At 31.4% G+C, this 25,919-nt stretch carries 31 protein-coding genes and 1 other annotated feature; of the genes, 28 read left to right on the top strand and 3 right to left on the bottom strand.

What is annotated here, in order from left to right; translation table 11 throughout:
• The 16 genes from secY (at position 1) to B5X49_RS03795 (ending at position 13,533) form a co-directional block, all read left to right on the top strand.
• Complete coding sequence (gene secY, locus B5X49_RS03870; protein WP_045749837.1) at positions 1–1,299, top strand: preprotein translocase subunit SecY; 1,299 nt, start codon at positions 1–3, stop codon at positions 1,297–1,299.
• Positions 1,299–1,952, top strand: a complete 654-nt coding sequence (locus B5X49_RS03865; protein WP_045749836.1) for an adenylate kinase — start codon at positions 1,299–1,301, stop codon at positions 1,950–1,952. Before secY ends, B5X49_RS03865 begins: the two co-directional genes overlap by 1 nt.
• Positions 1,949–2,704 carry a type I methionyl aminopeptidase gene (gene map / locus B5X49_RS03860; RefSeq protein ID WP_045749835.1) on the top strand — a complete coding sequence of 252 codons (756 nt, stop codon included), beginning with the start codon at positions 1,949–1,951 and terminating at the stop codon, positions 2,702–2,704. Before B5X49_RS03865 ends, map begins: the two co-directional genes overlap by 4 nt.
• Positions 2,705–2,706: 2 nt before the next feature.
• Positions 2,707–2,925 carry a translation initiation factor IF-1 gene (gene infA / locus B5X49_RS03855; protein ID WP_045749834.1) on the top strand — a complete coding sequence of 73 codons (219 nt, stop codon included), beginning with the start codon at positions 2,707–2,709 and terminating at the stop codon, positions 2,923–2,925.
• Positions 2,926–2,937: 12 nt separating this feature from the next.
• Positions 2,938–3,054, top strand: a complete 117-nt coding sequence (rpmJ, locus tag B5X49_RS03850; RefSeq protein ID WP_035368597.1) for a 50S ribosomal protein L36 — start codon at positions 2,938–2,940, stop codon at positions 3,052–3,054.
• Positions 3,055–3,066: 12 nt separating this feature from the next.
• Complete coding sequence (gene rpsM, locus B5X49_RS03845) at positions 3,067–3,441, top strand: 30S ribosomal protein S13 (protein WP_045749833.1); 375 nt, start codon at positions 3,067–3,069, stop codon at positions 3,439–3,441.
• A gap of 2 nt (positions 3,442–3,443) precedes the next feature.
• Positions 3,444–3,836, top strand: coding sequence for a 30S ribosomal protein S11 (rpsK, locus tag B5X49_RS03840; protein ID WP_045749832.1), 393 nt, complete (start codon positions 3,444–3,446; stop codon positions 3,834–3,836).
• 28 nt (positions 3,837–3,864) lie between these two features.
• A complete protein-coding gene (locus B5X49_RS03835) occupies positions 3,865–4,857 on the top strand; it encodes a DNA-directed RNA polymerase subunit alpha (protein WP_045749831.1) in 993 nt (330 codons plus the stop codon).
• A 5-nt stretch (positions 4,858–4,862) separates the two neighbouring features.
• Positions 4,863–5,222: a 50S ribosomal protein L17 gene (rplQ, locus tag B5X49_RS03830; protein WP_045749830.1), complete on the top strand. Its 360-nt coding sequence runs from the start codon at positions 4,863–4,865 to the stop codon at positions 5,220–5,222.
• A 338-nt stretch (positions 5,223–5,560) separates the two neighbouring features.
• The gene (locus B5X49_RS03825) at positions 5,561–5,983 is read left to right on the top strand and encodes a hypothetical protein (protein WP_143228539.1); all 423 of its coding nucleotides are present in this window, start codon (positions 5,561–5,563) and stop codon (positions 5,981–5,983) included.
• A gap of 270 nt (positions 5,984–6,253) precedes the next feature.
• Positions 6,254–6,931 (top strand): hypothetical protein, encoded by a 678-nt coding sequence (locus B5X49_RS03820; RefSeq protein ID WP_045749828.1) that lies wholly within the window; start codon positions 6,254–6,256, stop codon positions 6,929–6,931.
• Between the two features lie 114 nt (positions 6,932–7,045).
• Complete coding sequence (locus B5X49_RS03815; RefSeq protein WP_052670134.1) at positions 7,046–8,875, top strand: endonuclease; 1,830 nt, start codon at positions 7,046–7,048, stop codon at positions 8,873–8,875.
• Positions 8,859–9,440 carry a DNA-3-methyladenine glycosylase I gene (locus tag B5X49_RS03810; RefSeq protein WP_045749827.1) on the top strand — a complete coding sequence of 194 codons (582 nt, stop codon included), beginning with the start codon at positions 8,859–8,861 and terminating at the stop codon, positions 9,438–9,440. Before B5X49_RS03815 ends, B5X49_RS03810 begins: the two co-directional genes overlap by 17 nt.
• Positions 9,437–11,128 carry a M3 family oligoendopeptidase gene (locus B5X49_RS03805; protein ID WP_045749826.1) on the top strand — a complete coding sequence of 564 codons (1,692 nt, stop codon included), beginning with the start codon at positions 9,437–9,439 and terminating at the stop codon, positions 11,126–11,128. The genes B5X49_RS03810 and B5X49_RS03805 overlap by 4 nt, the downstream gene beginning before the upstream one ends.
• A 469-nt stretch (positions 11,129–11,597) precedes the next feature.
• Entirely contained in the window at positions 11,598–12,878 is a 1,281-nt protein-coding gene (locus B5X49_RS03800; protein ID WP_045749825.1) for an AAA family ATPase, read from the top strand.
• Positions 12,871–13,533, top strand: coding sequence for an RloB family protein (locus tag B5X49_RS03795; protein WP_045749824.1), 663 nt, complete (start codon positions 12,871–12,873; stop codon positions 13,531–13,533). Before B5X49_RS03800 ends, B5X49_RS03795 begins: the two co-directional genes overlap by 8 nt.
• Before the next feature lie 308 nt (positions 13,534–13,841).
• On the opposite strand, the gene B5X49_RS03790 is transcribed toward B5X49_RS03795, so the two are convergent.
• Positions 13,842–14,687 carry an NAD(P)/FAD-dependent oxidoreductase gene (locus B5X49_RS03790; protein ID WP_045749823.1) on the bottom strand — a complete coding sequence of 282 codons (846 nt, stop codon included), beginning with the start codon at positions 14,685–14,687 and terminating at the stop codon, positions 13,842–13,844.
• On the bottom strand, positions 14,666–14,995 hold the full coding sequence (locus B5X49_RS03785) for a thioredoxin family protein (protein WP_045749822.1): 330 nt from the start codon (positions 14,993–14,995) through the stop codon (positions 14,666–14,668). Before B5X49_RS03785 ends, B5X49_RS03790 begins: the two co-directional genes overlap by 22 nt.
• 96 nt (positions 14,996–15,091) lie before the next feature.
• Between B5X49_RS03785 and B5X49_RS03780 the strand changes: the two genes are divergently transcribed.
• From B5X49_RS03780 to B5X49_RS03730, 11 genes are all read left to right on the top strand, one after another.
• Positions 15,092–15,901, top strand: a complete 810-nt coding sequence (locus B5X49_RS03780) for an energy-coupling factor transporter ATPase (RefSeq protein WP_045749821.1) — start codon at positions 15,092–15,094, stop codon at positions 15,899–15,901.
• On the top strand, positions 15,877–16,722 hold the full coding sequence (locus B5X49_RS03775) for an energy-coupling factor transporter ATPase (protein WP_045749820.1): 846 nt from the start codon (positions 15,877–15,879) through the stop codon (positions 16,720–16,722). The genes B5X49_RS03780 and B5X49_RS03775 overlap by 25 nt, the downstream gene beginning before the upstream one ends.
• Positions 16,719–17,714, top strand: a complete 996-nt coding sequence (locus tag B5X49_RS03770; RefSeq protein WP_052670133.1) for an energy-coupling factor transporter transmembrane component T family protein — start codon at positions 16,719–16,721, stop codon at positions 17,712–17,714. The genes B5X49_RS03775 and B5X49_RS03770 overlap by 4 nt, the downstream gene beginning before the upstream one ends.
• Entirely contained in the window at positions 17,704–18,429 is a 726-nt protein-coding gene (gene truA / locus B5X49_RS03765) for a tRNA pseudouridine(38-40) synthase TruA (protein ID WP_045749819.1), read from the top strand. The genes B5X49_RS03770 and truA overlap by 11 nt, the downstream gene beginning before the upstream one ends.
• 15 nt (positions 18,430–18,444) lie before the next feature.
• On the top strand, positions 18,445–19,050 hold the full coding sequence (tmk, locus tag B5X49_RS03760) for a dTMP kinase (protein WP_045749818.1): 606 nt from the start codon (positions 18,445–18,447) through the stop codon (positions 19,048–19,050).
• The gene (locus B5X49_RS03755) at positions 19,047–19,994 is read left to right on the top strand and encodes a hypothetical protein (RefSeq protein WP_045749817.1); all 948 of its coding nucleotides are present in this window, start codon (positions 19,047–19,049) and stop codon (positions 19,992–19,994) included. The genes tmk and B5X49_RS03755 overlap by 4 nt, the downstream gene beginning before the upstream one ends.
• Positions 19,991–20,710 carry a tRNA1(Val) (adenine(37)-N6)-methyltransferase gene (locus tag B5X49_RS03750; protein ID WP_045749816.1) on the top strand — a complete coding sequence of 240 codons (720 nt, stop codon included), beginning with the start codon at positions 19,991–19,993 and terminating at the stop codon, positions 20,708–20,710. The genes B5X49_RS03755 and B5X49_RS03750 overlap by 4 nt, the downstream gene beginning before the upstream one ends.
• On the top strand, positions 20,707–21,543 hold the full coding sequence (gene rsmI, locus B5X49_RS03745) for a 16S rRNA (cytidine(1402)-2'-O)-methyltransferase (protein ID WP_045749815.1): 837 nt from the start codon (positions 20,707–20,709) through the stop codon (positions 21,541–21,543). The genes B5X49_RS03750 and rsmI overlap by 4 nt, the downstream gene beginning before the upstream one ends.
• A gap of 50 nt (positions 21,544–21,593) precedes the next feature.
• Positions 21,594–21,797: a binding site (T-box leader), on the top strand.
• Positions 21,798–21,845: 48 nt separating this feature from the next.
• Positions 21,846–23,396, top strand: coding sequence for a methionine--tRNA ligase (metG, locus tag B5X49_RS03740; RefSeq protein WP_045749814.1), 1,551 nt, complete (start codon positions 21,846–21,848; stop codon positions 23,394–23,396).
• 2 nt (positions 23,397–23,398) lie between these two features.
• Positions 23,399–24,388 (top strand): YitT family protein, encoded by a 990-nt coding sequence (locus tag B5X49_RS03735; RefSeq protein ID WP_045749813.1) that lies wholly within the window; start codon positions 23,399–23,401, stop codon positions 24,386–24,388.
• Positions 24,389–24,539: 151 nt separating this feature from the next.
• Positions 24,540–24,878, top strand: a complete 339-nt coding sequence (locus tag B5X49_RS03730) for a YbjQ family protein (protein ID WP_045749812.1) — start codon at positions 24,540–24,542, stop codon at positions 24,876–24,878.
• Positions 24,879–24,949: 71 nt separating this feature from the next.
• Here the strand turns inward: B5X49_RS03730 and B5X49_RS03725 are convergent, their stop codons facing one another.
• Positions 24,950–25,330 (bottom strand): protein-export chaperone SecB, encoded by a 381-nt coding sequence (locus tag B5X49_RS03725; RefSeq protein ID WP_159444483.1) that lies wholly within the window; start codon positions 25,328–25,330, stop codon positions 24,950–24,952.
• 157 nt (positions 25,331–25,487) lie between these two features.
• Between B5X49_RS03725 and rplM the strand changes: the two genes are divergently transcribed.
• Positions 25,488–25,916 (top strand): 50S ribosomal protein L13, encoded by a 429-nt coding sequence (gene rplM, locus B5X49_RS03720; RefSeq protein WP_045749810.1) that lies wholly within the window; start codon positions 25,488–25,490, stop codon positions 25,914–25,916.
• Positions 25,917–25,919 lie beyond the last annotated feature (3 nt).

Below are 25,919 nucleotides of genomic sequence, written 5' to 3'. Positions count from 1 at the left end.
ATGTGGCAACGCATAAAAAATGTATTAGCAAACAAAACAGTAATGATCCGCGTAGGCATGACATTACTTCTGATTTTAGTATTTAGAATCGCAAGTTACATACCAATTCCGTTGTTTAATATTGAGTTATTCCAAAACAACACAACGTGGAGTTCTGGATTCTTAGGTATCTTAAATAGCTATACAGGACAAGCATTGGCACGTTTTAGTGTGCTATCCTTAGGGATATCACCATATATTACTGCATCTATTGCAGTACAACTTTTACAAGTTGTTATTCCTCAAATGAAGGAATGGCAAGAACAAGGGGATGCGGGTAAAGCAAAAACACAACGTACAACGAAGTATTTAGCTTTAGTACTTGCATTTGCGCAAGCATTACTCTTAATTTTAGGAACCGGTGTTCGTGGTTCTCAAATTCAAGTGGGTGTGGATAGTGGATTCTTTACATATTTCTACATGGCAATGGTTGTAACAGCAGGTTCTGCATTTACCATCTGGTTAGCAGACCAAATTACAGCTAAAGGAATCGGTAACGGTTCATCTATGTTGATTGCAGTAGGGGTTCTAACATCTATTCCATTAATGATTACAACCTTAGGTGATAAATATTTAGGAACAGATAAATGGGAAGATTTAACAATCTATATCGGTATCTTAGTACTTTATGTATTGATCTTATTGGGTGTTGTCTACATGAACATTGCAAAAAGAAAAATTCCAATTAGTTATTCAAACCGTCAAGGTGGTACAACTAAGAATGATTCAAACATCCCATTAAAGATTAATTCTGCAGGGGTATTACCAGTGATCTTCGCATCTACATTACTTTCAGTTCCACTTTCTATGGTTGGATTCTTAGAAGGTATCGTTGATGCCAATACATCATCATGGATTCAATCTATCTTTAGTTACCAAGAACCTATTGGATTTATCTTCTACTTAATATTAATTGTTGTATTCTCATTCTTCTATACATTTATGGTAACCAATCCACATAAGATTGCTGATAACTTATCAAAATCCAATGCGTATGTTCCAGGTGTTAGACCAGGAGATGATACAAAAAATTATATCGCTCGTATTCTATTTAAAGTTACAGTTGTTGGTACAGTCTACTTAGTCGTACTTGCAGCATTACCAATTATTACAGCATGGGTATTCGGGTTTGTTGGTCAGGAAGCTGCTAACATTACACTCGGTGGAACAGGTTTATTAATTGTTGTAGGTGTTGCAGCTGATACAACTCAAACATTAGAAGCACAAGCAAACCAAGAAACTTATCAAGGATTGTTTTAATGAAAACTAGAATGATTTTTGTCGGACCTCCTGGAGCAGGAAAAGGTTCACAAGCAAAAATTTTATCAGAAGAATTAAATATTCCACATATCTCCACTGGCGATATGTTTAGAAAACATTTGAAGGAACAAACACCCCTTGGCTTAATGGCTAAAAACTATACGGACAAGGGTCTCCTTGTTCCAGATGATGTAACCAATGAGATGGTAAAAGATAGATTATCACAAGAAGATGTTAAAAATGGATTCATCTTGGATGGATATCCTAGAAATCCTTATCAAGCAAACTATTTAGATGAACTACTTTCTAAATCTCATTTAAAAATTGATGTTGTCCTTAATGTCACTTCAAGTGATGAGGTCATCATTAAACGTATTACTGGAAGACGTACATGTCCAGTATGTGGAGCAATTTATCATATCGATAATTTCCCACCGAAACAAGAAGGTATTTGTGATAATGATGGCGAGAAGTTAATTCAACGTAAGGACGATCTAAAAGAGACAATAGTCAAACGTTTAGATGTCTATAACAAAGAAACTTTCCCACTGATTCATTATTATAAAGAAAAAGGCTTGTTAGTAGATATCGATGGTAATCGTGATTTAAAAGCAATTACTATGGATGTATTAAAAATTCTGGAGCAACAATGATTACAATAAAAAGTTCTAGAGAAATTGAACTCATGACAATAGCTGGTGACATCTTGGCAAGAACAAGGGCATACTTAATTCCCTTCATCAAACCCGGTGTTACCACACATGAGCTTGATCATCTTGCAGAAAACTTCATCTTAAGTCAAGGAGCGACATCTTCTTTTAAAAATTACCAAGGATTTCCGGGTGCAGTTTGTACCTCAGTGAATGAAGTTGTGATTCATGGTATACCATCAAAGAAGTGTGTACTTAAGACTGGTGATATCTTATCACTTGATTTAGGCGTTAACTATAAGGGGTATCATGCAGATTCTGCTTGGACATTCCCAGTTGGACCGATATCTTTAGAAGTAGAAAAGTTACTCAAAGTAACTGAAGAAGCATTAATGAATGGGCTAAATATGGTTAAACCAGGGAATACAGTCAATCAAATTTCTAAAGCAATTGAAGATACCATTAAACCTCATGGATATGGTATTGTTGAAGAATTTACAGGTCACGGTATTGGACAAAGTTTACATGAAGAACCACCTATACCAAACTTTGGTGTAGAAATTCATGATGTAACCTTAAGACCGGGCATGACATTTTGTATCGAACCGATGGTCAATTTAGGTACCAAACGTATTCGAATATTAAAAGATAATTGGACAACAGTCACACAAGACAAAAAATATAGTGCGCATTTCGAGCATACAGTATTAGTAACCCAAGATGGTTACAAGATATTAACGAAAGAGAAGGAGTAAGTATGGCAAGAGAAGATTTAATCGAGGTAGAGGCGAGAGTTAAAGAAATTCTGCCGAATACAAAGTTTGTTGTTGAGTTAGATAACGGTCATACTGTTATTGCTCACGTATCTGGTAAAATCCGTATCCACAACATACGCATTTTACCTGGTGATAAAGTTACAGTAGAATTATCACCATATGACTTAACACGTGGTAGAATTACATACCGCAAAAAATAAGGAGCTAATAAAATGAAAGTTAGAGCATCAGTTAAAAAGCGTAGTGCAGATGATATCATTGTGCGCCGCAAGGGTCGCGTTTACGTGATCAACAAAAAAAATAAAAGACATAATCAAAGACAAGGTTAAGGAGATTAAACTATGGCAAGAATTGCAGGGGTTGACATTCCAACTCAAAAAAGAGTCGTAATCTCATTACAATATATCTATGGTATTGGTGAAAAAACTGCTCAAGAAGTTTTAAAAAACGCTAACGTATCCGAAGATATTCGTGTAAAAGATTTAAGTGACGATCAATTAGCATTAATTCGTAGTGAAATATCAAAATTCATTACAGAAGGTGATTTACGTAGAGAAAGAACTTTAGACATTAAACGTTTAATGGAAATTGGTTCTTATCGTGGAATCAGACATCGTAAAGGATTACCAGTACGTGGACAAAATACAAGAAACAATGCACGTACAAGAAAAGGTAAACCTAAGGCGATTGCAGGAAAGAAGCAGGTAGGTAAATAATTATGGCAGCTCAAAAAAGAAAAACAACTAAAAGAAAAGTAAGAAAGAACATACCTTCAGGTATTGCTCATATTCATACAACTTTTAACAACACAATTGTTACCATTACTGACCCATCAGGAAATGCGATTTCTTGGTCAAGCGCTGGTGCTTTAGGCATCAAGGGTTCAAGAAAATCTACACCATTTGCTGCTCAGTTAACATCTGAAGCTGCAGCTAAAGCTGCTATGGATCATGGAATGGCACGTGTAGAAGTATACGTAAAAGGTCCAGGACCTGGTAGAGAGGCTGCAATTAGAAGTTTACAAGCAGCAGGATTAGAAATTACAGCGATTAAAGATGTGACGCCAGTTCCGCACAACGGATGCCGTCCTCCAAAACGTCCACGTAACTAATAATAAAATTCTTTAGGGAGGTATACTTGTGAAAGATTTAAAATTTGAAAAGCCAACTTCAGTAGAAGAAATATCCGAAGAAGGAAAAATCGGTCGTTTCTTAGTGAGACCACTCGAACGTGGTTATGGTATTACTTTAGGTAATGCACTACGTCGTGTGTTATTATCATCCTTACCGGGTGCTGCGATTGTCAATGTAAAAATTGATGGCGTTGAACATGAATTCTCTACGATTAGTGGCGTTTATGAAGATGTTATGGGAATTGTATTAAACTTGAAAAAAGTCGTATTCTCAGTAGATTCACAAGATCCGCATTACGAACAAAAATTAGAGCTTTATGCTGAAGGACCAACAACGGTTACAGCAGGAGACTTTAATTTAGTCGAAGGCCTAGAAGTTATTAACAAAGATCAAGTGATTGCAACTTTAGCTGAAGGTGCAAAATTAAACATGATCGTAACTGTTAGACGTGGTATAGGTTATGTACCTGCAGACCAAAACAAACAATATTCAAAATATGAATTAAATGTTATTCCTATTGACGCGCTTTATACACCAGTTGAACGTGTGATTTACAATGTAGAAAAAACACGTGGTGATTTAGATGAATTAACAATTGAAATCGAAACAAACGGATCTATTCTTGCTAAAGAAGCTTTAGCATTAGCATCAAAAATGCTTGTAGATTATTTCCAAGTAATGGTTTCATTATCAGAAGATGCAGGAAACTACGACTTTATTAGAGAAGTTGAAGAAGAACCAGCAAGTAAAAAATCTGATACAAAAATTGAACAACTTGACTTATCTGTTAGACTATTTAACTCACTTAAACGTAGTGGTATCACTACTGTTGGTGAATTAATGAAGTTATCTGAAGAGGAAGTTATGAGATTACGTTCATTAGGTAGAAAATCATTTAAGGAATTAAAAGAGAAATTAGCAGAACATGGACTTGAATTCGAACATTCATCTTCTAAAGATGGAAGATTCGATTTAGAGTCAGACGAAGATAAGGAGTAATTATTATGGCAATACCATCAAGACTTCGTCGTACAACCGATCAAAGAACAGCATTATTACGTGACTTAGTTACAGACTTAATTATCAATGATCGTATTACGACTACAGAATCAAAAGCAAAATCACTACAAAGACTTGCTGATAAAATGATCACTTTAGCTAAAAAAGGTACATTAGCTGCTAGAAGACAAGCTGCAGAAACTGTACGTTTTGAAGAAGTTAAAGAAGGTCAAAATGCACTACAAAAATTATTTTCTGAAATAGCTCCTCGCTATACAGAACGTAATGGTGGTTATACAAGAATCATTAAAACAGTGCCTCGTCGTGGCGATAGCGCACCGATGGCAATTATTGAATTCGTTTAATACCTATTAAAACCTCCCTTGTGGAGGTTTTTTTTCTGTCGTCTAGTGAAAAGTTGATAACCATTATTTTGAGTTAATTAGAGTTTTCTTTGATGTTACAGCGATGAAGATTATTGTTAATTTTTTTAGTATATTTGTAGCAAAAATTAATCTATAAACTACGCTATCCATAGTTTCAAATACAATATCAGTTGATAATTAATTAATATACTGCTATACTGAAGAAAATTAATAATCTAGTAAAAATAGATATTATTAACTTATTCGAGTTGCTTGTGATAGAAATAAGGAAAGGATATAAATAGATGAAGGGAAAAATTATAGTTATATTATGTTTGGTGGTTACTTTATTTCTTAGTGCCTGTCAAATTGAAAGTTCTGAAGGGGAATTTTTAACATTAACCGATGCATATGAACAAGAACTGATTTCTAAAGAGAATCTGATTTCAATTAAGGATATATACACTAACGATTTAGAAACGTTTCCTATATTAGATTATGAAACAGAATTAAAGATTAAGGAAACTCGACTGACAATCTTAAAGTCATTAGTTAATGACTTTGGTAACCCTATTGTAGAAAACCCTTCAATTGATGGTATAACAGAGATTTTGTACTATGGAAATTATAATAACTACTATGCAGTCATGATTAGAGATGCCTATTCACATTATGGGACTGCAATAAGTATTGAAACAATTGATGGTATCGAATTTGTTTATGCTGATGGCAATAGAATACTAATTTGGTTTGAAAAATGATAAGAGTTCAAATAACACATATCATAAAATATATTGTTGTTGGAATTTCAATTTGATGAATTATTGAAGAAATTTAAGTGAATCACGTCAGGGTCTAAAGCCCTGACGTTTTTTTTAGACCTTAAAATCCCTTTAAAATAGTTGGTGTAAAATCCAAATTTATACACCTATATCTACATAAAAATAGTGATTCAAAAAAGTTATTTTTAAAGATACATGCTATAATGTATATAACAACATTTAACATGTTACTTAGGGAGGGATATGTTTATGCCAGTTACAAATGGATTTAATCTTTTAGAGTTCGCAACATATGGTATGGTCGAATATGCATTTGTTGGACTTGTTTTAATTGTGCTTATTTTACTATTAGTTGTTTTACCTATAAAATTATCTAAGCGTAAGAAAAATACTTTTAAACCAGTTCAAACTGCATCACCAGTCACTAAAGATCACAAAAAGAAACTTCTTTATAAAGCAGATACTGGAGAATCTGTCATATTTTCTAATGGTAATGCTTGGTATATTAATCAAGTAGGAAATACAGAGCATTACAAGGCTGTAGATGGACCTGATAGCGTCTTAATGGGTAAAGTGATTTATCAAACGAAGGATGTTAGAAAAATAACCATTACACAAGAAAAAGATGAGATTGTTAAGCGTAGTGCGAATGAAAGACAATATATTACATTTGATTTCTTAAGTTCAAATGAAGTACGTTTAGGACAAAAAGTATTCTTAAGTGATAAAGAAATTGAACATAGAAGACAAATGCATGAAGAAGAATTATTAATTCAAGCTAAGAAACAAGCGATTGCAGACCGTGAAGCAGAAAAAATTCAAAGAAAAGCAGATAAACGTTTGAAGAAACTTGAAGAAAAAGCTAGAAAACAAGAATTAAAAGCAGTCAAGAAAAACAAAAAACAAAAAGATGAAGAAATAGATTAAAATCAAAGAGGTTGAGATGCGTTCTCAACCTTTTTTTATGGATGGATATCTAATATAAAATGAGGTAACTTATGGTAAAATATGACATAAAGTTATTTGAAAGATGAGGTTTTTATGACATATATTAAGCGGTTTATCATTTTATTACTCGTACTTATATTAAGCGGATGTACACTACTTAATACACCGAGTCCAGTTCAATATCAAGTTACTTTTCAAACTTTAAATGGTGATACACCTTATGTTCAAACAATCGAATCCTTTTTAGATCATGACTTTAATGAAGAAGCAATTCCTTTATATCCAGGTTATATCTTTGCTGGATGGTATTTAGATCCAACATATATGCATCCTTATGAAGCGTTTATGAATTTAGAAAGAGATGTAGACTTATTTGCACATTGGGTCACATTACTCGATGCTGATTATGAAATTATAGGAGATATCTTAAGTTGGGTTGTATATCCCGATATTAAAAACTACCGAGTTGAAATCGGACCTACACTGATATATGAATTGGACCCTAGTATCCATTCTATGGATTTATCTACCCTTTATGAATCGTTATTAGAGGAAACAAAAATTGTCATTTATATTGTATTTCAAAATGATAGAGTGCATCCTATTATTGATTTATTTGTATATTATGATGTCTTAAATACAATCTATGAAACAGGGTTTGAAGAGGAAGTATTCCCTAGTCAAACAAGCTATAATAACAATGTAAATCCTAAGATTTTAGGATATGAAGGGTTTAAGTGGAGTATCATTAATGGTGCAGTTTCTACAACCAATGCTATTAAGGATACAAAAAGTATTCAATTAAGAGTATATGATAATACAACCAACACACCTCATGCAAAAACTGACTTTTTAATGGAAAACGTAAGTGAGATTAAATTCTTAGGAGCATCAGGAAATCATCATGTACGTGTTCAAATTTTAAGTGAGACACATGAAGTCTTACAAGATGAGTTATTTACACTAACGACATCCGCAAAAGAGTTTACACTCAAAATAGAAACAGATGTTCCATTTTATACAAAATTCTTACTCGAAAAAGTTTCAACAACACCCGGTTTACCGATATTTATAGATGATGTTAAATACATGAGTAAAACCTCAGAAATCATCTTAAAAGAGGTTATTAAATCTGAACAACCCAGCCTAGATGAAGCGGAGTTAAACGCGATTAAAGAGCGATTTGAAAAGGATAGAGTAAAACTCGTTCCACCGTTTTATCCTCTATTATCCAATGAGGGATTATTAGATTATTATAGTGATTTAAATGGATTAACAGGTCAGGCATTTAAATCTAAATTAGAAGCCATTTTAAAAACAACGCACAGAAGACTCATATCATATGCTGAGGCTAGATTCGTTTTAGAGTTAAGTGATCAAATTAAAATAGGTCAAGAAACATATTTAGATGGCATCTACTCAAACCATAGTATTGTTCCTTATTGGGATGGTGGAACAACATGGGCAAGAGAACATGTATGGCCAAATTCAAGATTAGGTATTCCAAGGGTCACATCGAGTAGTAAAAACCAAGGTAGTGATGTACATAATCTAAGAGCGATTAACCCAAGTGTGAATAGTTCTAGATCTAACCGATATTTCTTAGAAGCTTCAAGCTTTGGACTGGTTGGAACAGAAGCATATTATCCAGGGGATTCATATAAAGGTGATGTTGCAAGAATATTATTTTATATGATTGCAAGATATCCAGATATCCTATCACTTAGAGATGAAAACATCATTGATAGTGCATATACTTTAGAAGGTGCAGTCATGGGTCATTTAACGACACTCTTAAAGTGGCATCAAGAAGACCCAGTCAGTGCATTTGAAATCAAGCGTAATGAAGTTATTTATACATTCCAAGGAAATAGAAATCCATTTATAGATTATCCGGAGTTTGCAAATGTCTACTTTAGTTAAATGTGGTTGGGCGTATCATTCAAAACTTATGGAAGATTATCATGACAATGAATGGGGAAAACCCTTAAAATCCGATTTAGAACTCTTTTCTAAATTGATGTTGGATTGTCAGCAAGCAGGACTCTCATGGGCAATCATTCTTAATAAAAGAAAATCATTTTTAGAAGCCTATGATGGATTTAATCCATATAAAGTTTCTAAATATGATGAGAAAGATATAGAAAGATTATTAAATAATCCAGGTATCGTTAGAAATAGATTAAAGGTTTTAGCAATGATTCATAATTCAAACATGTATCTAAAGCATTTTAGTAAAGAAGGATCATTTACAGAGTTTATTTGGGGATACACCAATGGAAAATCTGTTGATCAAGGGTTGACAGATTTAAAGGATATGCCAACACATTCTATAGTAAGTGATCAAATGAGTCAAGATTTAAAAAGGTTAGGATTTAAGTTTGTTGGTACCACAGTGGTTTATGCATTCTTACAAGCAGTGGGGGTCTATAATGACCATTTAGAAACGTGTCCAATAAAGCAAAAATATAAGGAGGAAAGCATATGACTTTCAAAGAATATCCATATGTTCGAATTGATATCGAACAAATAAAAAAAGATTTAACAGCATTTAGAATTCATTTAGAAGAAGCACCTACATTTGAGGCCGCAAAACAGGTTATCAAAGATTATAACCAATATTTTGATCATATAGATTCTATGATTCAATTAGCATTAGTTAGACATTCTATCAACACAAAAGATGCATTTTATGATGAAGAACAGGCATTCGTTAATGATTCATTACCTTTAATTGAATCAGAAAGTGTCTTATTTACCAATGCATTATTAGAAAGTAAGTATAGAAATGAGTTAGAACAAGAACTTGGAGACTTACTCTTTAAAAAAGCAGAACTATCTAAGAAAACATTTAAAGATGAAATCATATCTTTATTACAAGAAGAAAACAAACTCACAACAGAATACGCTAAACTCAAATCCAGTGCACAAATTGAATTTAGAGGTGAGGTATATAACTTATCTCGTATGACTCCTTTTGCAACAGATAAAGACCGTGAAACAAGAAGAGAGGCAACACTTAAGGTATCTTCTTGGTATCAACAAAATGAAGCAGCTTTTGATGATATTTATGACAAACTTGTAAAGGTTCGTCATGAGATTGCTATAAAGTTAGGTTATGAGAATTTTATTCAATTAGGATATGACCGCTTAAAAAGAGTCGATTATAATCATCAAGATGTTGCAAAATACAGAGAACAAGTTAAAGATGTAATCATTCCTCTTGCTAAAGATTTGGAAGCTCGTAAGGCTAAGCGCTTAGGTATTTCTGATATGAAATCATTTGATTTGGGATTAAGTTTCTTATCAGGTAACCCTAAACCTAAAGGAGACTCTAAGTGGCAAGTTGAAAAAGCAATCCAAATGTATGATTCCTTAAGTCCAGAAACTTCTAAATTCTTTAGATTCATGGTAGAAAGAGAACTACTCGATTTAGAATCTAAAGATAATAAAGAAGGTGGTGGATATTGTACATTTATTCCTCAGTATGAATCTCCATTTATATTTGCCAACTTCAATGGAACATCAGGTGATGTTGATGTATTAACACATGAAGCTGGACATGCATTCCAGGTGTATATGTCTAAAGATTTATTACCGGATTATAGATGGCCTAGTTATGAAGCTGCAGAAATCCACTCTATGAGTATGGAATTCTTAGCTTGGCCATATATCGATTTATTTTTTGAAGAAGACACGGATAAATATAAATTCCAACACTTATCTGGTGGTATTGAATTCTTACCTTATGGGGTATTAGTCGATCATTTTCAACATGAAGTTTATGCAAACCCTCAGATGACTAAAGAAATGAGAAAAGAGACTTGGAAACGCCTTGAGAAAGTATATCAACCTTGGAAAGTGTATGATGAAAATGATGCAATGAATAAAGGTTTATGGTGGTTCAAACAAGGTCATATTTTCCAAGATCCATTCTATTATATTGATTATACTTTAGCTCAAGTCTTAGCATTTGAATTCTGGGGTGAAAACCAATTAGATGCTAAAAAAACTTGGCAGAAGTATTTGAATCTTTGTAAACTTGGTGGTAAATATAGTTTTGTTAAATTAATTGAAGAAGCTGGTATTTCTAATCCATTTAAAGATGGAACGATTGAACGTATTTTAACACCAATTAAGGCATACTTAAATGGTGTGGATGATACAAAGTTTTAATGAATAGATTTTGATTTAAACGTAAACACACACTGTTCCTAGTTCAAGAACTGTCTGTTACTATGTCATATCTTTGCAACCAATGACATCTGTTACATATAAATTTTTAAAAATCATAAAGATGAGTAAAAAACTCGTCTTTTTTAACGCTTTTAAATGGAATGTCCAATTCAATACTATATCAACCCAATGTAAAATCGGTTTAACACCTCTATTATCTACTCATAGGTTTAAAAAAGTAGAAAATCAGTTTTCTTAGATCGATTAATCCATGATATAGTGAGAGCCAATCAGGAGAACCAAAAAATCGCGTGATTTGCAAATTATTCGATAATTACGAATTAAAATATAATTGATAGCGAAAATATTGGTATTTTAACAACAATAATCGTATAAAAAATCGATAAATACGAATTAAATTAGTTGAATTGTTAAATTTTAGTGATATACTATAGATGAGGTGATTAATATGATAGTAATGTTCAGAGCTAAAAACTTTTTATCATTTAAGGATGACGTAGTTTTAGACTTAAGAAAAAGTAATTTTCGTGAACACCCAGATCATACTTTTAAAATAGGAGATTTTGAATTGCTGAAAACAATTGCAATATATGGAGCAAATGCTAGTGGTAAATCTAATCTAGTTTGTGCACTATCTGCATTTATAGATACAATCGAATCGCAGTTTTACGATGAGAACCCAGACAAAACTAATGAAGATTCATCACAAACTACTATAGCAGCATTTAAGCCATTTTTGCTAACAAAAGACAAAAATCCTAATATTGAATTTGAAATCGTATTTTATAACTCTAACCATCTTTTTCAATATGGTTTTATTGTAGACAAAGAAAACAAGACTAAATTTATAAAGGAATGGCTACAAGTTGATCGAGAAGAAGTATTTACTAGAGAAGAGACAATTAAATATGGCAAGAAATATGAAAAGATATATAGTATGTTCAATAAGGTAAGAGAAGACCGATTATTGATTTCAACAATTGATTATTTTGCTGTTGATGATAAGCAGCGCGAACTAATGTCATATATTAAAGAGTTTTTTAGAGATAAAGTTAATGTTCATTTTGAAATATATTTTGAATCATCTATTAAAGGATTAAGTTTAATGTCACTTTCACACTACAAACACCTAATAAATGATAATAGTTTACTTAAAAAAGTTACCGAATATGTAAAACAGATTGACATTGGTATTTCAAATTTAACTGTACATGAAATTGAGATTAATAATAAAAAGACAAAAGAAAAAGAGAAAACAAAAATCATAAAATCAGTGCACAGCATTATTGATGAGAATAATAGTGTAATTTATGAATTACCTTTTGATTTAGAAGATGAATCTAATGGTACTAAAAGATTTATTTCATTCATTAATAATATAATTATGATGATGGAAAAAGGTGGAGTTTATATAATAGATGAATTATCAAGTAGTTTCCACCCACTACTAACAAAATTTATAGTTGATCTTTTTCAATCAAAAGTAAATAAAAATAATGCTCAATTAATTTTTACAACACATGAAACTACAATAATGAATAGACATCAATTTAGACGAGACGAAATAGTTGTTGTTGATAAAAACAATAAAGGTGAATCTAGTATTTATTCATTAGCAGATATAAATGTTAGATCAGATGCCTCATATGATGTTGATTACTTTAAAGGCAAATATGGTGGCATTCCGATAATAGATGATATTTTCAATGGAGATAATTTTCATGATTAATCTATCTCAGGAAAGAAAAATCTCTCATAAAAAACAATTTTTAGGTAAAGTTATTATTTTTTGTGAAGGCACAACAGAGTTTAATTATTTTAATTACTTCAAAGTAAAACTCGACAGCAAAAAAAATAAATATATTAATCTTGAGCTTGAACCTATTGATGTAGCTGGTGGTGGTGCTATAAACATTTTTAATAAAGTAAATGAATTTTTAGAAAATCCTGTGAATCACAAGTATCAATATCATGAAAAAGTAATCGTATTCGATTTGGATGATCCTAAAAAACGTGAATTGATGATCAAAACCTTAATTGAGATGTCGAAAAGTGATTACGGTTTTACATTGTTATACAGTTATAAAAGTTTTGAAGTTTGGCTATTAATGCATTTACTGGAAGTCACTATACCAATGACAAAAAGACAGTTAAAGGAAAAAATAAGAGAGCAACTAAACATAACTAGATATATAAAGTCATCTAAGGGTATGATATCAAAAATACTCCATGATGAATCTAATGTCAAAAATGCTATAGAGAATGCAAAGAATCTTGATAAAAAATACATAGAAGAAAACCTAAAGATAATATCAAGGTATAAAGAAATGAATCCATTTACTAATGTTCATAAATTAGTAGAAGAAATTTTAGAAAATCTATAGTAGAAAGGGATTATTATGAAAAAAATCTGTGCACTGCTATGATTTCAAAGAATAAACCAATATTGGCATTTTTGTTACCTGTAATATTATTACTCATAGGCGTAGGTTCTTTCATTATATTTTGGAACTTCATTCATCCATACCAATTAATTTATTATTTTCTAGGATATTACGCACTTTTAGGATCCGGAAGTACACTCCTGGGTTCTTTATACATTATCTTTATTAGAAATAAGAATAGATGATTCATTTAGAGTTATCAAAAAAACCATGACTATAAAATTGTCATGGTTTTTATTATCTACACATTAATTTTTGTTTAAGTACTTTCTAATGCCTTCACTGACACATAAACCATCATAGACAGCTTTAGTAATTTGAAGTGTACCACCTAAAACGTCCCCTGCTGCAAATAATCCTTTGATATTGGTTTGATGATTTTCATCAACTAAGATATTTGAAGACTCCATCAAAACACCAAGTTTTAAGGATAATTCGGTTGCTTGAGGGTAATCTAGAGCTAGAAAGACACCTCTAAATGGATAAGTATTTTTAGTTGTTTGAATGGACTCTAAACGTTTTTCACCAACGAATTCAACAACCTCTTCTTGAATAACTTTATATGTGGGGTGGGTATAATTTTTACCGTTTGTAAAAATTGTAATATCTTTTGTAAAATTTTCTAAAACCTTTAGTTCTTGCTCCATATATGGACCACTTCCAATAATGGATACAGGTTTAGACTTATAAATAAGACCATCACATGTTGTACATAAATGAATGCCTCTTGACTTAAGTCTCATAAATCCTTCAATATTGAGAGGTACTCTAGGTTTTCCTGTCGCAAGTACTAATGTTTTAGATTGATATACAAATTGATTGGTTGTAACAACAAAATGATCATCTAAAGTTTCAACATTTAAAACTGTTTCTTTTTTAACTGGAATACCTAAATGTATAGCTTGTTCAATTCCTTTTTCTATGAGTCTTTCTCCAGAAATTGGTAATTGACCATACCAATTATCAATCATATCTAGTTTGGTGAGTTGTCCATAATCCTTCCCAATAACTAAAGCTTCAATATTAATTTTTCTTAAATGAAGGGCTGCAGATATACCCGCAGGACCACTTCCTATGATGATGACGTCATGCATGTAATTAACCACTCCTTAATTGTTTTATAGCTTTGTAGACCCGTTATAGAATCCTTTAAATTTCCATTTTCAAATAAAATGATGGTTGGTAGTGAGAAGATATCGAATTGATCTGGAATAGAATCATCTAAATCAACATTAAATTTATAAACCTTTAAATCACCATAAAAATCATCGGATATATCTTCTAAGATAACTTCTAAAGATTCACAACCCTTACACCAAGGTGCATAGAAATCAATGAGTACTTTTGTTTTAGAATCTAATACATATGTATTAAAATTTTCTTTGCTGAGTTCAAATAACATCAAGAATTACCTCCACATACTTATTATAACTCAAAGTTATACTAAAAAAATAACATCTACATGTTATAATAAATAGAATAGATAGGTGGTTTTATTTTGATAAAAGTTAGAAATTTAAATTTCATGTATGAAGAAACAAAAGAAGTCATCAAAGACTTATCTTTTGATATTAAAAAAGGTGCTTGGGTATCTATCTTAGGACATAATGGTAGTGGAAAATCTACCTTAGCTAAAGTTTTAGTAGGACTCTTAAAAGCTCAAAGTGGACAAATCTTTATCGATGATATTGAATTAACAGAAAAAACAGTTCATGAGGTTCGTAAAAAAGTAGGTATTGTTTTTCAAAACCCAGATAATCAATTTGTAGGTGTTACCGTTCGACATGATATTGCATTTGGTCTTGAGAATATGAAAATCCCTCAAGAAGAAATCGTTAAACGTGTAGATTTATATGCACGCTTAGTGGGTATGGAAGATTATTTAAAAAAAGAACCACAACAATTATCCGGTGGACAAAAACAAAGAGTTGCAATTGCTGGTGCACTGGCTATGCATAAAGATATTATTATTTTTGATGAGGCAACATCGATGTTAGACCCAGAAGGTGTTTTTGAAGTTACGAATTTGATTAGAAAGTTAAATAAAGAACAAGGTCAAACAATTATTACCATTACACATGATTTAGAATTTGCATTAAAAAGTGATTATGCACTGATTTTAAGTGAAGGTGTTTTAATCAAGGAAGGAAAACCTTCAGAAGTATTTTTAGAAGAAGATCTTTTAAGACAGTCTAAATTAACAGTACCACCGGGACTGAAACTTTATTTAGACGTCAAAAATGATCCTAAGCTAAAAGAACAATCGGAGTTGGTGGATGCATTATGGACATTCAATTTAAAGAAGTAGGCTATGCTTACCAAGGATTTAAAAAACAATATCACGCACTCAAAAATATCAATCTAGAGATTGAAAAAGAAGGCGAGTTTATCGCTATTGTTGGTCAAACAGGAAGTGGTAAGTCAACCTTAGTTCAACATTTAAATGCGTTAATGAAACCTACATCAGGAACAATTAACATTTTAGGCACTGTACTACCTTCTAAGAAAAAAATAAAAGTAAACCATTTAAGACAAAAAGTAGGTTTAGTTTTTCAATTTCCAGAATATCAATTATTTGAAGAAAATATTTTAAAAGATGTTGAGTTTGGTCCTTCTAATTTTAAAGAAACTAAAGATCATAAAACAGAGTATGCTAAAAAATCATTAAAACTTGTTGGAATTGATGAATCCTTATATGAAGAATCACCTTTTAGAATATCCGGTGGTCAAATGAGAAGGGTTGCAATTGCAGGTATTTTAGCGATGAATCCTAATATTTTAGTATTGGATGAACCAACCAGAGGTCTTGACCCACAAGGTAAGGACGACATCATGGATTTATTTAATGAGATACATGTTCAAGAACATAAAACCATTATCATGATTACACATGATATGGATATTGTTGCTAAGTATGCTAAACGTGTGGTGGTATTAAATCAAGGTGAAATTGTATTTGATGGTAAAAAAGATGACTTATTCCAACATGAAGATTTCCATACATTTCATTTAGATTATCCTACACATATGCGTATGATGAATCATTTACATGAAACATTAGGTATTAAGAAAAAGTTTGTTAAAAATCAAGATGAACTCCTATCTTACTTAAAGGAGGTCTTCAAATGAACATTAAAATAGGTCAATATATTCAAGGAGACTCATTTTTACATAAGTTAGATCCAAGAATTAAATTAGTATCCATGATTTTATTTATCGTTTCTATATTTTTAGTACCTATTACATTAGATACATATAATATTGTTGCGATGATTACATTATTTATCATCTCTATCCTTTTAGTATTTTTATCAGGTATTCCTTTAGGTAAGGTTCTACAAGGTTTAAAAGCTATTGTATTTTTAATGACATTTACCTTTATTATTCAATTATTTAGTATTCAACCACTCGGAGAAAATCCATTACTGGATTTACCGATGAACTTAGGATTGATAAGTATTCCACTTTTGATACTCCTTTTGGTTTTATACTTCTTTGTTAAAAAAAGAATTAAATTTAAAACAACATGGTTCTTTATCTTTGTTGTAGGTATCTTCTACATTCAATATGCAGTCACATTGATTCCTATGAATTTAGATGGATTTAATTATCAGTTCTTAGTCTATCCATCTGGATTACTGAGAGCAGGATTTATATTTTTAAGAATTATTGCAGTGATGGTGGTTGCATCACTATTAACATTTACAACCTCAACTATTGAACTCAATGATGGTTTAGAATCATTAATGAAACCATTAAGATACATTAAAGTACCAACCTATATGTTTTCAATGATGATTTCATTAACACTTCGTAGTATACCTACATTATTAAATGAAACAGATAAAATCATGAAAGCTCAAACATCCCGTGGAGCTGATTTTAATGAAAGTTCTATCGGGCAAAAAATAGGTCAAATTATTGCTTTATTAATCCCTGTGTTTGTTATTAGTTTTGACCGAGCAGAAGACTTAAGTAATGCAATGGAGGCTAGAGGTTATATTATTGGTGAGGAACGAACAAAACTAGATGTTTATAAAATTGGATTTAAAGACTATTTAGCACTCTTTGTAACCTCAGCCATACTCATAACACTGGTGGTGATGGGCATTGCGTTATAAAGGGATATTAAGTTATGATGGTACAAAGTATAGTGGCTATCAGAAACAAGTAAAAGATCCAACCATTCAAAGTGAATTAGAAAAGGCATTTCTTTTAATGACACGTATTCCAACGGATACATTTGCAGCATCAAGAACAGATAAAGGTGTTCATGCATTACATCAAGTATTTCACTTTGATTCTGAATTAGATTTAACCAGTTCGGAGTGGACTAGGGCTTTAAACAAAAGATTACCAGAAGATATAAGAATTTTAAAAATTGTTAAAGTTAAACCAGATTTTCATGCAAGACATATGGCTAAATCTAAAATCTATACATACAAGATTTCTAAAAAACCACTTTCTGCATTTAAAGCGAATCATGAGGTTTATAGTGAACGATTTAACTATGACATTGTTAAGGACTTATTAAAAGTTATTGAAGGTACACACGATTTTAGTGGATTTAGTCCCAATAAAGAATTAAAACCTCCCATTAAAACCATCTATTCATTTAAATCGAGTGAAACAAAAACACATTACATCTTTAAAATTCACGGCAATCACTTTTTAAGATTTATGGTAAGAATTATTATGGGGAATGTCATAGCTATCGGCGAAGGTAAAAAGCCTATAAATCAACTAGAATTATTACTTGAGACTAAAGATAGAAATCTATCCGCGATGACCGCACCAGCGAAGGGTCTATATTTAACACACATTTATTACAGATAGGAAGGATTAAAACATATGTTGATCACATTTGAAGGTGGAGAAGGTAGTGGAAAAACTACTTTAATAGAAAAGCTGAAAAAAGAATTATTATTATTGGGTAAAGAAGTTGTAACAACAAGAGAACCGGGAGGTTCCGTTATTGCAGAAAAGATTAGAAATATCTTACTGGATAATAATAATCAATCGATCAAACCTCATACAGAAGCATTATTATTTGCAGCAAGTAGAGCACAACACTTAGATGAGGTGATTATTCCAAATTTAGATAAAATCATTTTATGTGACAGGTATATAGATTCATCATTTGCATATCAAGCATTTGGTAGAGATTTAGGTTTAGAATTTGTAAAATCCGTGAACCAATATGCACTAAGTTATATGCCGGATATGACGTTTTATATTGATTTAGACCCACAGGTAGGAATGGCTAGAGTACATCAAAATAGAGGACATAAAACTGACCGACTTGATTTAGAAACAAAAACCTTTCATGAAAAGGTAAGAAGTGGCTATTTAGAACTTTCAAAAATTTATGCCAATCGATTTATCGTTATTGAAGGTAACCGTACGATTGATGAGATATATCAACACATTTTAGGAGAAATATTAAAGCGCATATGAATGAAATCATCACACAATTTAAAGAAACAATTAAAAGAAATCGTCTATCACACCTTTATCTTTTAACAGGTTCTTTAGGTGTGACAAAAACGAAAATCGTTTCAGAACTTGCATATTTAATATTTGAGTCTCATAAAGCATATCCGGAGTTAAAACATCAATTAGAAAGCTTAAACCATCCTAACTATATTTATATGTCAAAAGAAGGTTTAAGCATTAAAAAAGACCAAATTCTTGATTTACAACAAGAATTTTCTAAAACATCTTTAGTGGATGGACCGAGAGTTTATGTCATTGAAGGTGCTGAGACGATGAGTCTTTCTGCAGCTAATTCCCTACTTAAATTTTTAGAAGAACCTAAAAGTGATTTAATGGTGGGATTTTTACTAACCGATGATTTAAATCAAATACTTCCAACCATCAGGTCTAGATCTCAAGTCATCATGATTCATGATGACAATAAATCCGTTTTTATAGAATCATTAACAGAACGATTAGTGGATTTAAAAGATGCTTTATATCTAAGTTATTTAACTAAAGATATCGATGAGGCTATGTTACTTGCAAATGACCAAAATTTTATTCAATCTGTTGAATATATTCAGTTATTAATGAAACATATTTCAGTAGAACAAGATTACTTACCTCAAGTTTTAATGTCTTTGGGTCAAACACTTGCCGGTCAAAAAAACTATATAAGTTTTTGTCTAGAAATGTTTTCATATATGATACTAGATATTATCCATATTCATATGAACCAAAAAGTTCAATTTGAATATATGAAGGATGTTTTATTACCACTGATTCCAAAAATTTCACTAAAAAAAGCAGAAAAAATGATTCAACATATTCAAACAACCCTTAAAACACTTAGATTACCAGTCAATATCACACTGCAACTCCAAACGCTTGGTATTGAACTGAGAAGATTACTTAACTCATGACAAAAAGAGATTTATTAGGAACAAAACTAGATATTTATTCAGAATACGGTAAAGCATTTAATTTAGATACCATCCTTTTAAGTGATTTTACAAGAATTCCTAAAGGAACAAAACTCATCATGGATTTTGGAACCGGAAATGCAGCTGTAATGCTATATTTATCTCAAAAATATGAAGGTGAACTATTAGGTGTTGAAATACAAGAATCCAGATATCAAAAAGCTATATACAATATCAACATGAACCAATTAGATGCAAGGGTTCATGTTGTATTAGAAGATTTAAACGTATTTAAACATCATAAACTTGCAGATATCATTGTTTCTAATCCACCATTTTTTAAAGTAAATGATAAGACTAAACAGAGTGATGATTTAGATATGCAAATTGCTAAACATGAACTTTATTTAAATTTAGAATCTTTAATTCTTGCAGTGAGACGAAATATTAAACATGGTGGTTTATTCTTCATGATACATAAGGCAGACCGCTTAGAAGATATTATGAAGCATTTAAATGAGAATGACTTTACCATTAAACGTATGAGATTTGTTCATCCATCACTTTCGCATGAACCCAATCAAGTCTTAATAGAAGCAAGATATAAAGGTTCTTATCACTTAACAGTTATGCCACCTTTAATTCAATATAAAGAACTGAATCAATACAGTGATGAAATGCTTTCTATTTACCAAGGAAGGAGTTATAAAAAATGAAAATCAAACAAGTCTTTCATAATGATTTTCCAACACTCTATATTGTAAGTACTCCAATTGGGAATTTAGATGATTTCACATTTAGAGCAGTAGAGACATTAAAAAAAGTGGATTTAATACTTTGTGAGGACACAAGGGTCACCTCTAAGCTATTAAATCATTTCGATATTAAAAATACATTGATGAGTTATCAAAAATTTAGTGAAGTTGAAAAACTTAACTTAATTCAAGACAAATTAAGTAAGGGTTTAAACATCGCATTAGTCTCTGATGCAGGAACACCACTTTTATCAGACCCAGGTAGTATTTTAGTAACATCGCTTTTAAACTTAGATGTCAATGTGGTGAGTATCCCTGGAGCAAGTGCACTACTTTCTGCACTTGTTGTATCTGGATTATATCAATCACAGTTTACATTTATTGGTTTTTTACCTAGAAAAAAATCACTTCAAATTGAAACTTTAAAAGCATTTAAAAAGAATAAAAATCCATTTTTGCTTTATGAATCTCCAAACCGAGTATTAGAAACACTTAAACTCATTGAATCGATACTGGGGGATAGACTGGTTACGGTATTACGTGAAATAACTAAACTTCATGAAACACACTACCATGGTTTATTAAGTGAGTTTACAAGTGAAATACTTGATCATAGAGGGGAGTATGTTTTAATAATTGATGGTGCTAAGGAAGAAGTAAATATTGAAGATCCATTGACACTGTATCAATCCTTTATAGAAGATGGAATGGATGAAAAAGAAGCAATCAAAGAAACAGCTAAGTCATTAAACGTTCATAAATCTGTGATTTATAAGTTAATTAAAATTAAGTAAAGAAATATAGTTTTATTTTCAAAAATATATTATAATATGTTATGTAATTAAATCATACGTAAAAAGATTTAGTATTGTCACTATATAAAGAGAGTCTTTGTTGGGTGCGAAAAGATATATATACAATACCGATGGCTTTCTAAGTAATTTATTCGATAGGTAGAATAAATCGTTGGTCTGCGTTAAAGATGTCAAGTGCTAGTTTATTGACTAGAACTAAGGTGGTACCGCGGAATTAAAATTTCGTCCTTAGACTAATTTTTAGTTTAAGGATTTTTTTATGGAAAAAGGAGAATTAAGACATGAGCGATAAAAGATATTATATTTCAACAGCAATTGCATATGCATCAGCAATTCCTCACATCGGAAACGTCTATGAAATTATTTTAGCAGACGCGATTGCAAGGTATAAACGTATGCAAGGTTATGATGTATACTTTCAAACCGGAACCGATGAACATGGTCAAAAAATCGAGAATAATGCAAAAAATCAAGATTTACCACCTAAAGACTATGTAGATATGATTGCATCAGAAATCAAACGTATCTTTGATTTAGTGGATGTATCTTACGATAAGTTTGTTAGAACAACCGATACTTTCCACAAAGAAAGTGTACAAGAGATCTTTGATATATTACTTAAAAACGATGATATCTATTTAGGAAAATATGAAGGATGGTATTCTATTGCGGATGAGGCATTCTTAACCAAAACAGAAATTGTTGATGGTAAGGGGCCAAGTGGTGATATTCCTGTTTGGATGAGTGAGGATACATATTTCTTTAGATTGAGTAAATATCAAGATAGATTAATCAAACATATCCAAGACCACCCAGAATTTATAGAACCAGAATCTAGAAGAAATGAAGTACTTAATAACTTTTTATCAGAAAAACTACCGGATTTAAGTGTTTCTAGAACCTCATTTAAATGGGGGATTAATGTAAAATCTAATCCAGACCATGTTATTTATGTATGGATTGATGCATTATCCAATTATATTACTGGATTAGGCTACAAACCAGGAATAAACACATCTTCAATGGAAAAGTTTTGGCCTGCAGATTTACATCTAATCGGAAAAGATATCATGAGATTCCATGTCATCTACTGGCCAATGATTTTAATGTCTCTAGGACTTCCATTACCTAAAAAGATTTTTGGACATCCTTGGGTCTTAGTAGATAAAAATAAGATGAGTAAATCTGTTGGTAATACACTTTATACCGACAAGCTTGTTCAACATTTTGGAGTGGACGCTTTAAGATATTATGTATTACATGAAATCCCTTATGGACAAGATGGTAATATCACTTATGAATTGATGATTGAAAGAAATAATTCTGATTTAGCAAACACGTTAGGTAATTTAGTCAATAGAACCATTGGTATGGTTAAAAAGTATCAAAATGGACTTGTTAAAAAAGTTCAAATAGAAGAACCATTTGAATATAGTTTAAAAGAAAAGTCTTTAGAACTCTATGATAAAGTAACAAATCTCATGGATAATTTAAGAGTGGGTGATGCATTAGAAGAATTAATGAATGTTGCAAGAGCTGCGAATAAATATATTGATTTATCAGAGCCTTGGAATTTATTTAAGAACAAAAATGAAGAAACACTCAGTCATGTTTTATATAGTTTAGTTGAAACAATTCGTATTCTAGCAGTTTATTTAAAAGCATTTATACCTAAAACTGCAGAAAAGATTTTTAATCAGTTAAATATTTCTGATCAAACACTAGAAAGTGTTAAAATATTTGGTGTATACCAAGAACAAGAATTAGGTATCGCAGAAGTGCTCTTTGAGCGCTATGATTTTGAGAAAAAGATAAAAGAAATAATAGGGTAATTATGAATAAAATTAAGGCTTATTTAACATCAGATACGTTTGTAAAAAAAATAAAACCAGAAGTCATTAGAACATTCGCAGTGATTTTCTTTACGATGATCTATGGATTTGGTGTCACATGGTTTTTAGAATCAAGTGTTATTCCGATGTATACCGGTGGTATACCAGGACTTGCACAATTAATTAGAGACTTTATGAAATATACACTTCTGTGGGATATTTCAAGTTTTGAGGGTCTATTTTTAAGTTTATTTGTTATTTTAGCAAACGTGCCTATTATGCTAATTGGTTGGTTTGGTGTTTCTAAGAAGTTTGTTATATACTCCTTAATCTCTGTATTAATTCAAGCAACCATGCTTGGGTTCATTCCTAAAATTTCTTTAGGACTGGATACAGAATCACAAGCCTTAACAGCAACCATTCTAGGTGGTATCTTAATTGGTATTGGTGTGGGTGGTGCATTAAAATATGGTACCTCAACAGGGGGACTTGATATTATTGCTCAGTACTTATCACTTAAGAAGGGTAAGAGTGTTGGATTTATTTCCATGGTCATGAATATTGGTATTGCATTATTAGGTGGTATCATTACAGCTCCTGACTTAATTGATAGAGGTGTATTATCTGGTGTAGATCAAGTATTTGCAGCAGCAGGTATCGTTATTAGTTATACGATATTGCGTATTGTAATTACAACCATTATGACCGACCGTTTACATACAGCATATCAGTTTATTTTGGTTGAAATCATTACAGATAATCCAAATGATATTATTTCAGATATTTTAGTTAAAATTTACCGTGGTGTGACATTGATTAATGTTCAAGGTGGATATACAAGAAAAGATAAAACGTTAATTAAAGTTGTTATATCTAGTTATGAACTGACAAGTTTACATCAAATGGTTAATGAAGTTGACCCTAAAGCCTTTATTACCATAATGCCTGTTAAACAAGTCTTTGGTAACTTTAAGAAAAAGACCATTGCATAATTAAATACCTGAATTTTTATGAGGCATTTAAACCGTTTGGTTTAGATGCTTTTTATTTAAGATTTTGGATAGATTTAATTTAATAAAAAACCATAAGTTATCTAAAGTATTTGATACAATATAGATATAGAAAATAAAAGGGGTATAAGTAATGGCTGAATTTATTATTACAACCACACCTTCAGTAGATGGGTTTAGAGTCGTAAAATATATCGATGTAATTTTTGAAGAAAATATTTTTGGTGTAAGTATGGACACAACTTTCCAAAGCTTTGGTGACATATTTAAAGGTTTTTCAGGGGAAAGACTGGATGCAATATCAAATCGCATAGAAGACGTTAAAAACGAAGTAAAACGTCGCTTTATAAGAAAAGCACTCGCAATTGGAGCGAATGCAATTATCGGGATGGATATTGAAACAACACAAACTCAAAATGGTGGTATTCATATTTCAATGTCTGGAACAGCTGTAATTTTAGAAAGTCTTTAGGATCAATCTCTATAAAATAAAAAATGCCCCAATGGAAATATTTAAATCCATCGGGGCTTTTTTTTAAGGCCTTAAATATTGACAAATACTCTAGCATCCACTAAAGGAAGTAGCATCGGTTGTAGATAGGCACTTGCTGTAATACTGGATACTAAACTTCTTAAATGAGGGTAAATAATTTGAACTGCAGGTATCTGTAAGAAGTTCTCTATTTCTAATTCTGTTGCTTGATCATCAAAGGTAAAAATAGCCTGTAGATGGCAACTAATATCTATAGGAAATGGCTTATCAGGGGTATTTACTGCGTTAAAACCTAATGTGAGCACATAGGTTTTATCATCCGTCTTTTCAATCTGTTTGGTATACATCGGATCCATCTTAAAATTGCCACTTAAATGATTGTTTTTAAGTGAGATACTTTTGGTTTGAATCACGGTATTTAATACTTTCATCATCATCACATCCTTATATCTTGATTTTATCACATATTTGGGTATTTCTACTTGACAAATAATAAGTATTATTATAAGATATGTGTCGGTACGTTTTAAACCTTATATTTCCACATTGCCCTTATAAAGTAAAATCTATAAGGAGAAAGAATTCAATATGAAAACATATATGGCAAATGAGGCTACCATTACCCGCAAATGGTATGTCGTAGACGCTGAAGGTAAAACTTTAGGACGTTTAGCAACTAAGGTTGCAACAATTTTAAGAGGCAAACACAAACCAAGCTACACCCCACATGTAGACACAGGTGATTACGTGATTGTTATTAACGCGGAAAAAATTAATCTCACTGGAAACAAATGGAATGACAAAATCTATTACAAGCACTCCGGATACAATGGTGGTTTAACTGAAACAACTGCTAAAGAGCAACTTGCTAAGTTACCTACATCATTAGTTGAAAAAGCTGTTAAAGGTATGATCCCTCATACAACTTTAGGTGCAGATATGTTAAGAAAACTATTTGTTTATGCAGGTCCTGAACACAAGCATCAGGCACAACAACCAGAAAGTTTAGAGGTGTAATAA

Origin of the sequence: Acholeplasma oculi (assembly GCF_900166985.1) — a bacterium.
In the GTDB taxonomy this organism is placed as follows: domain Bacteria; phylum Bacillota_I; class Bacilli_A; order Acholeplasmatales; family Acholeplasmataceae; genus Acholeplasma; species Acholeplasma oculi.
This window is presented reverse-complemented; position numbering and strand designations above follow the sequence as displayed.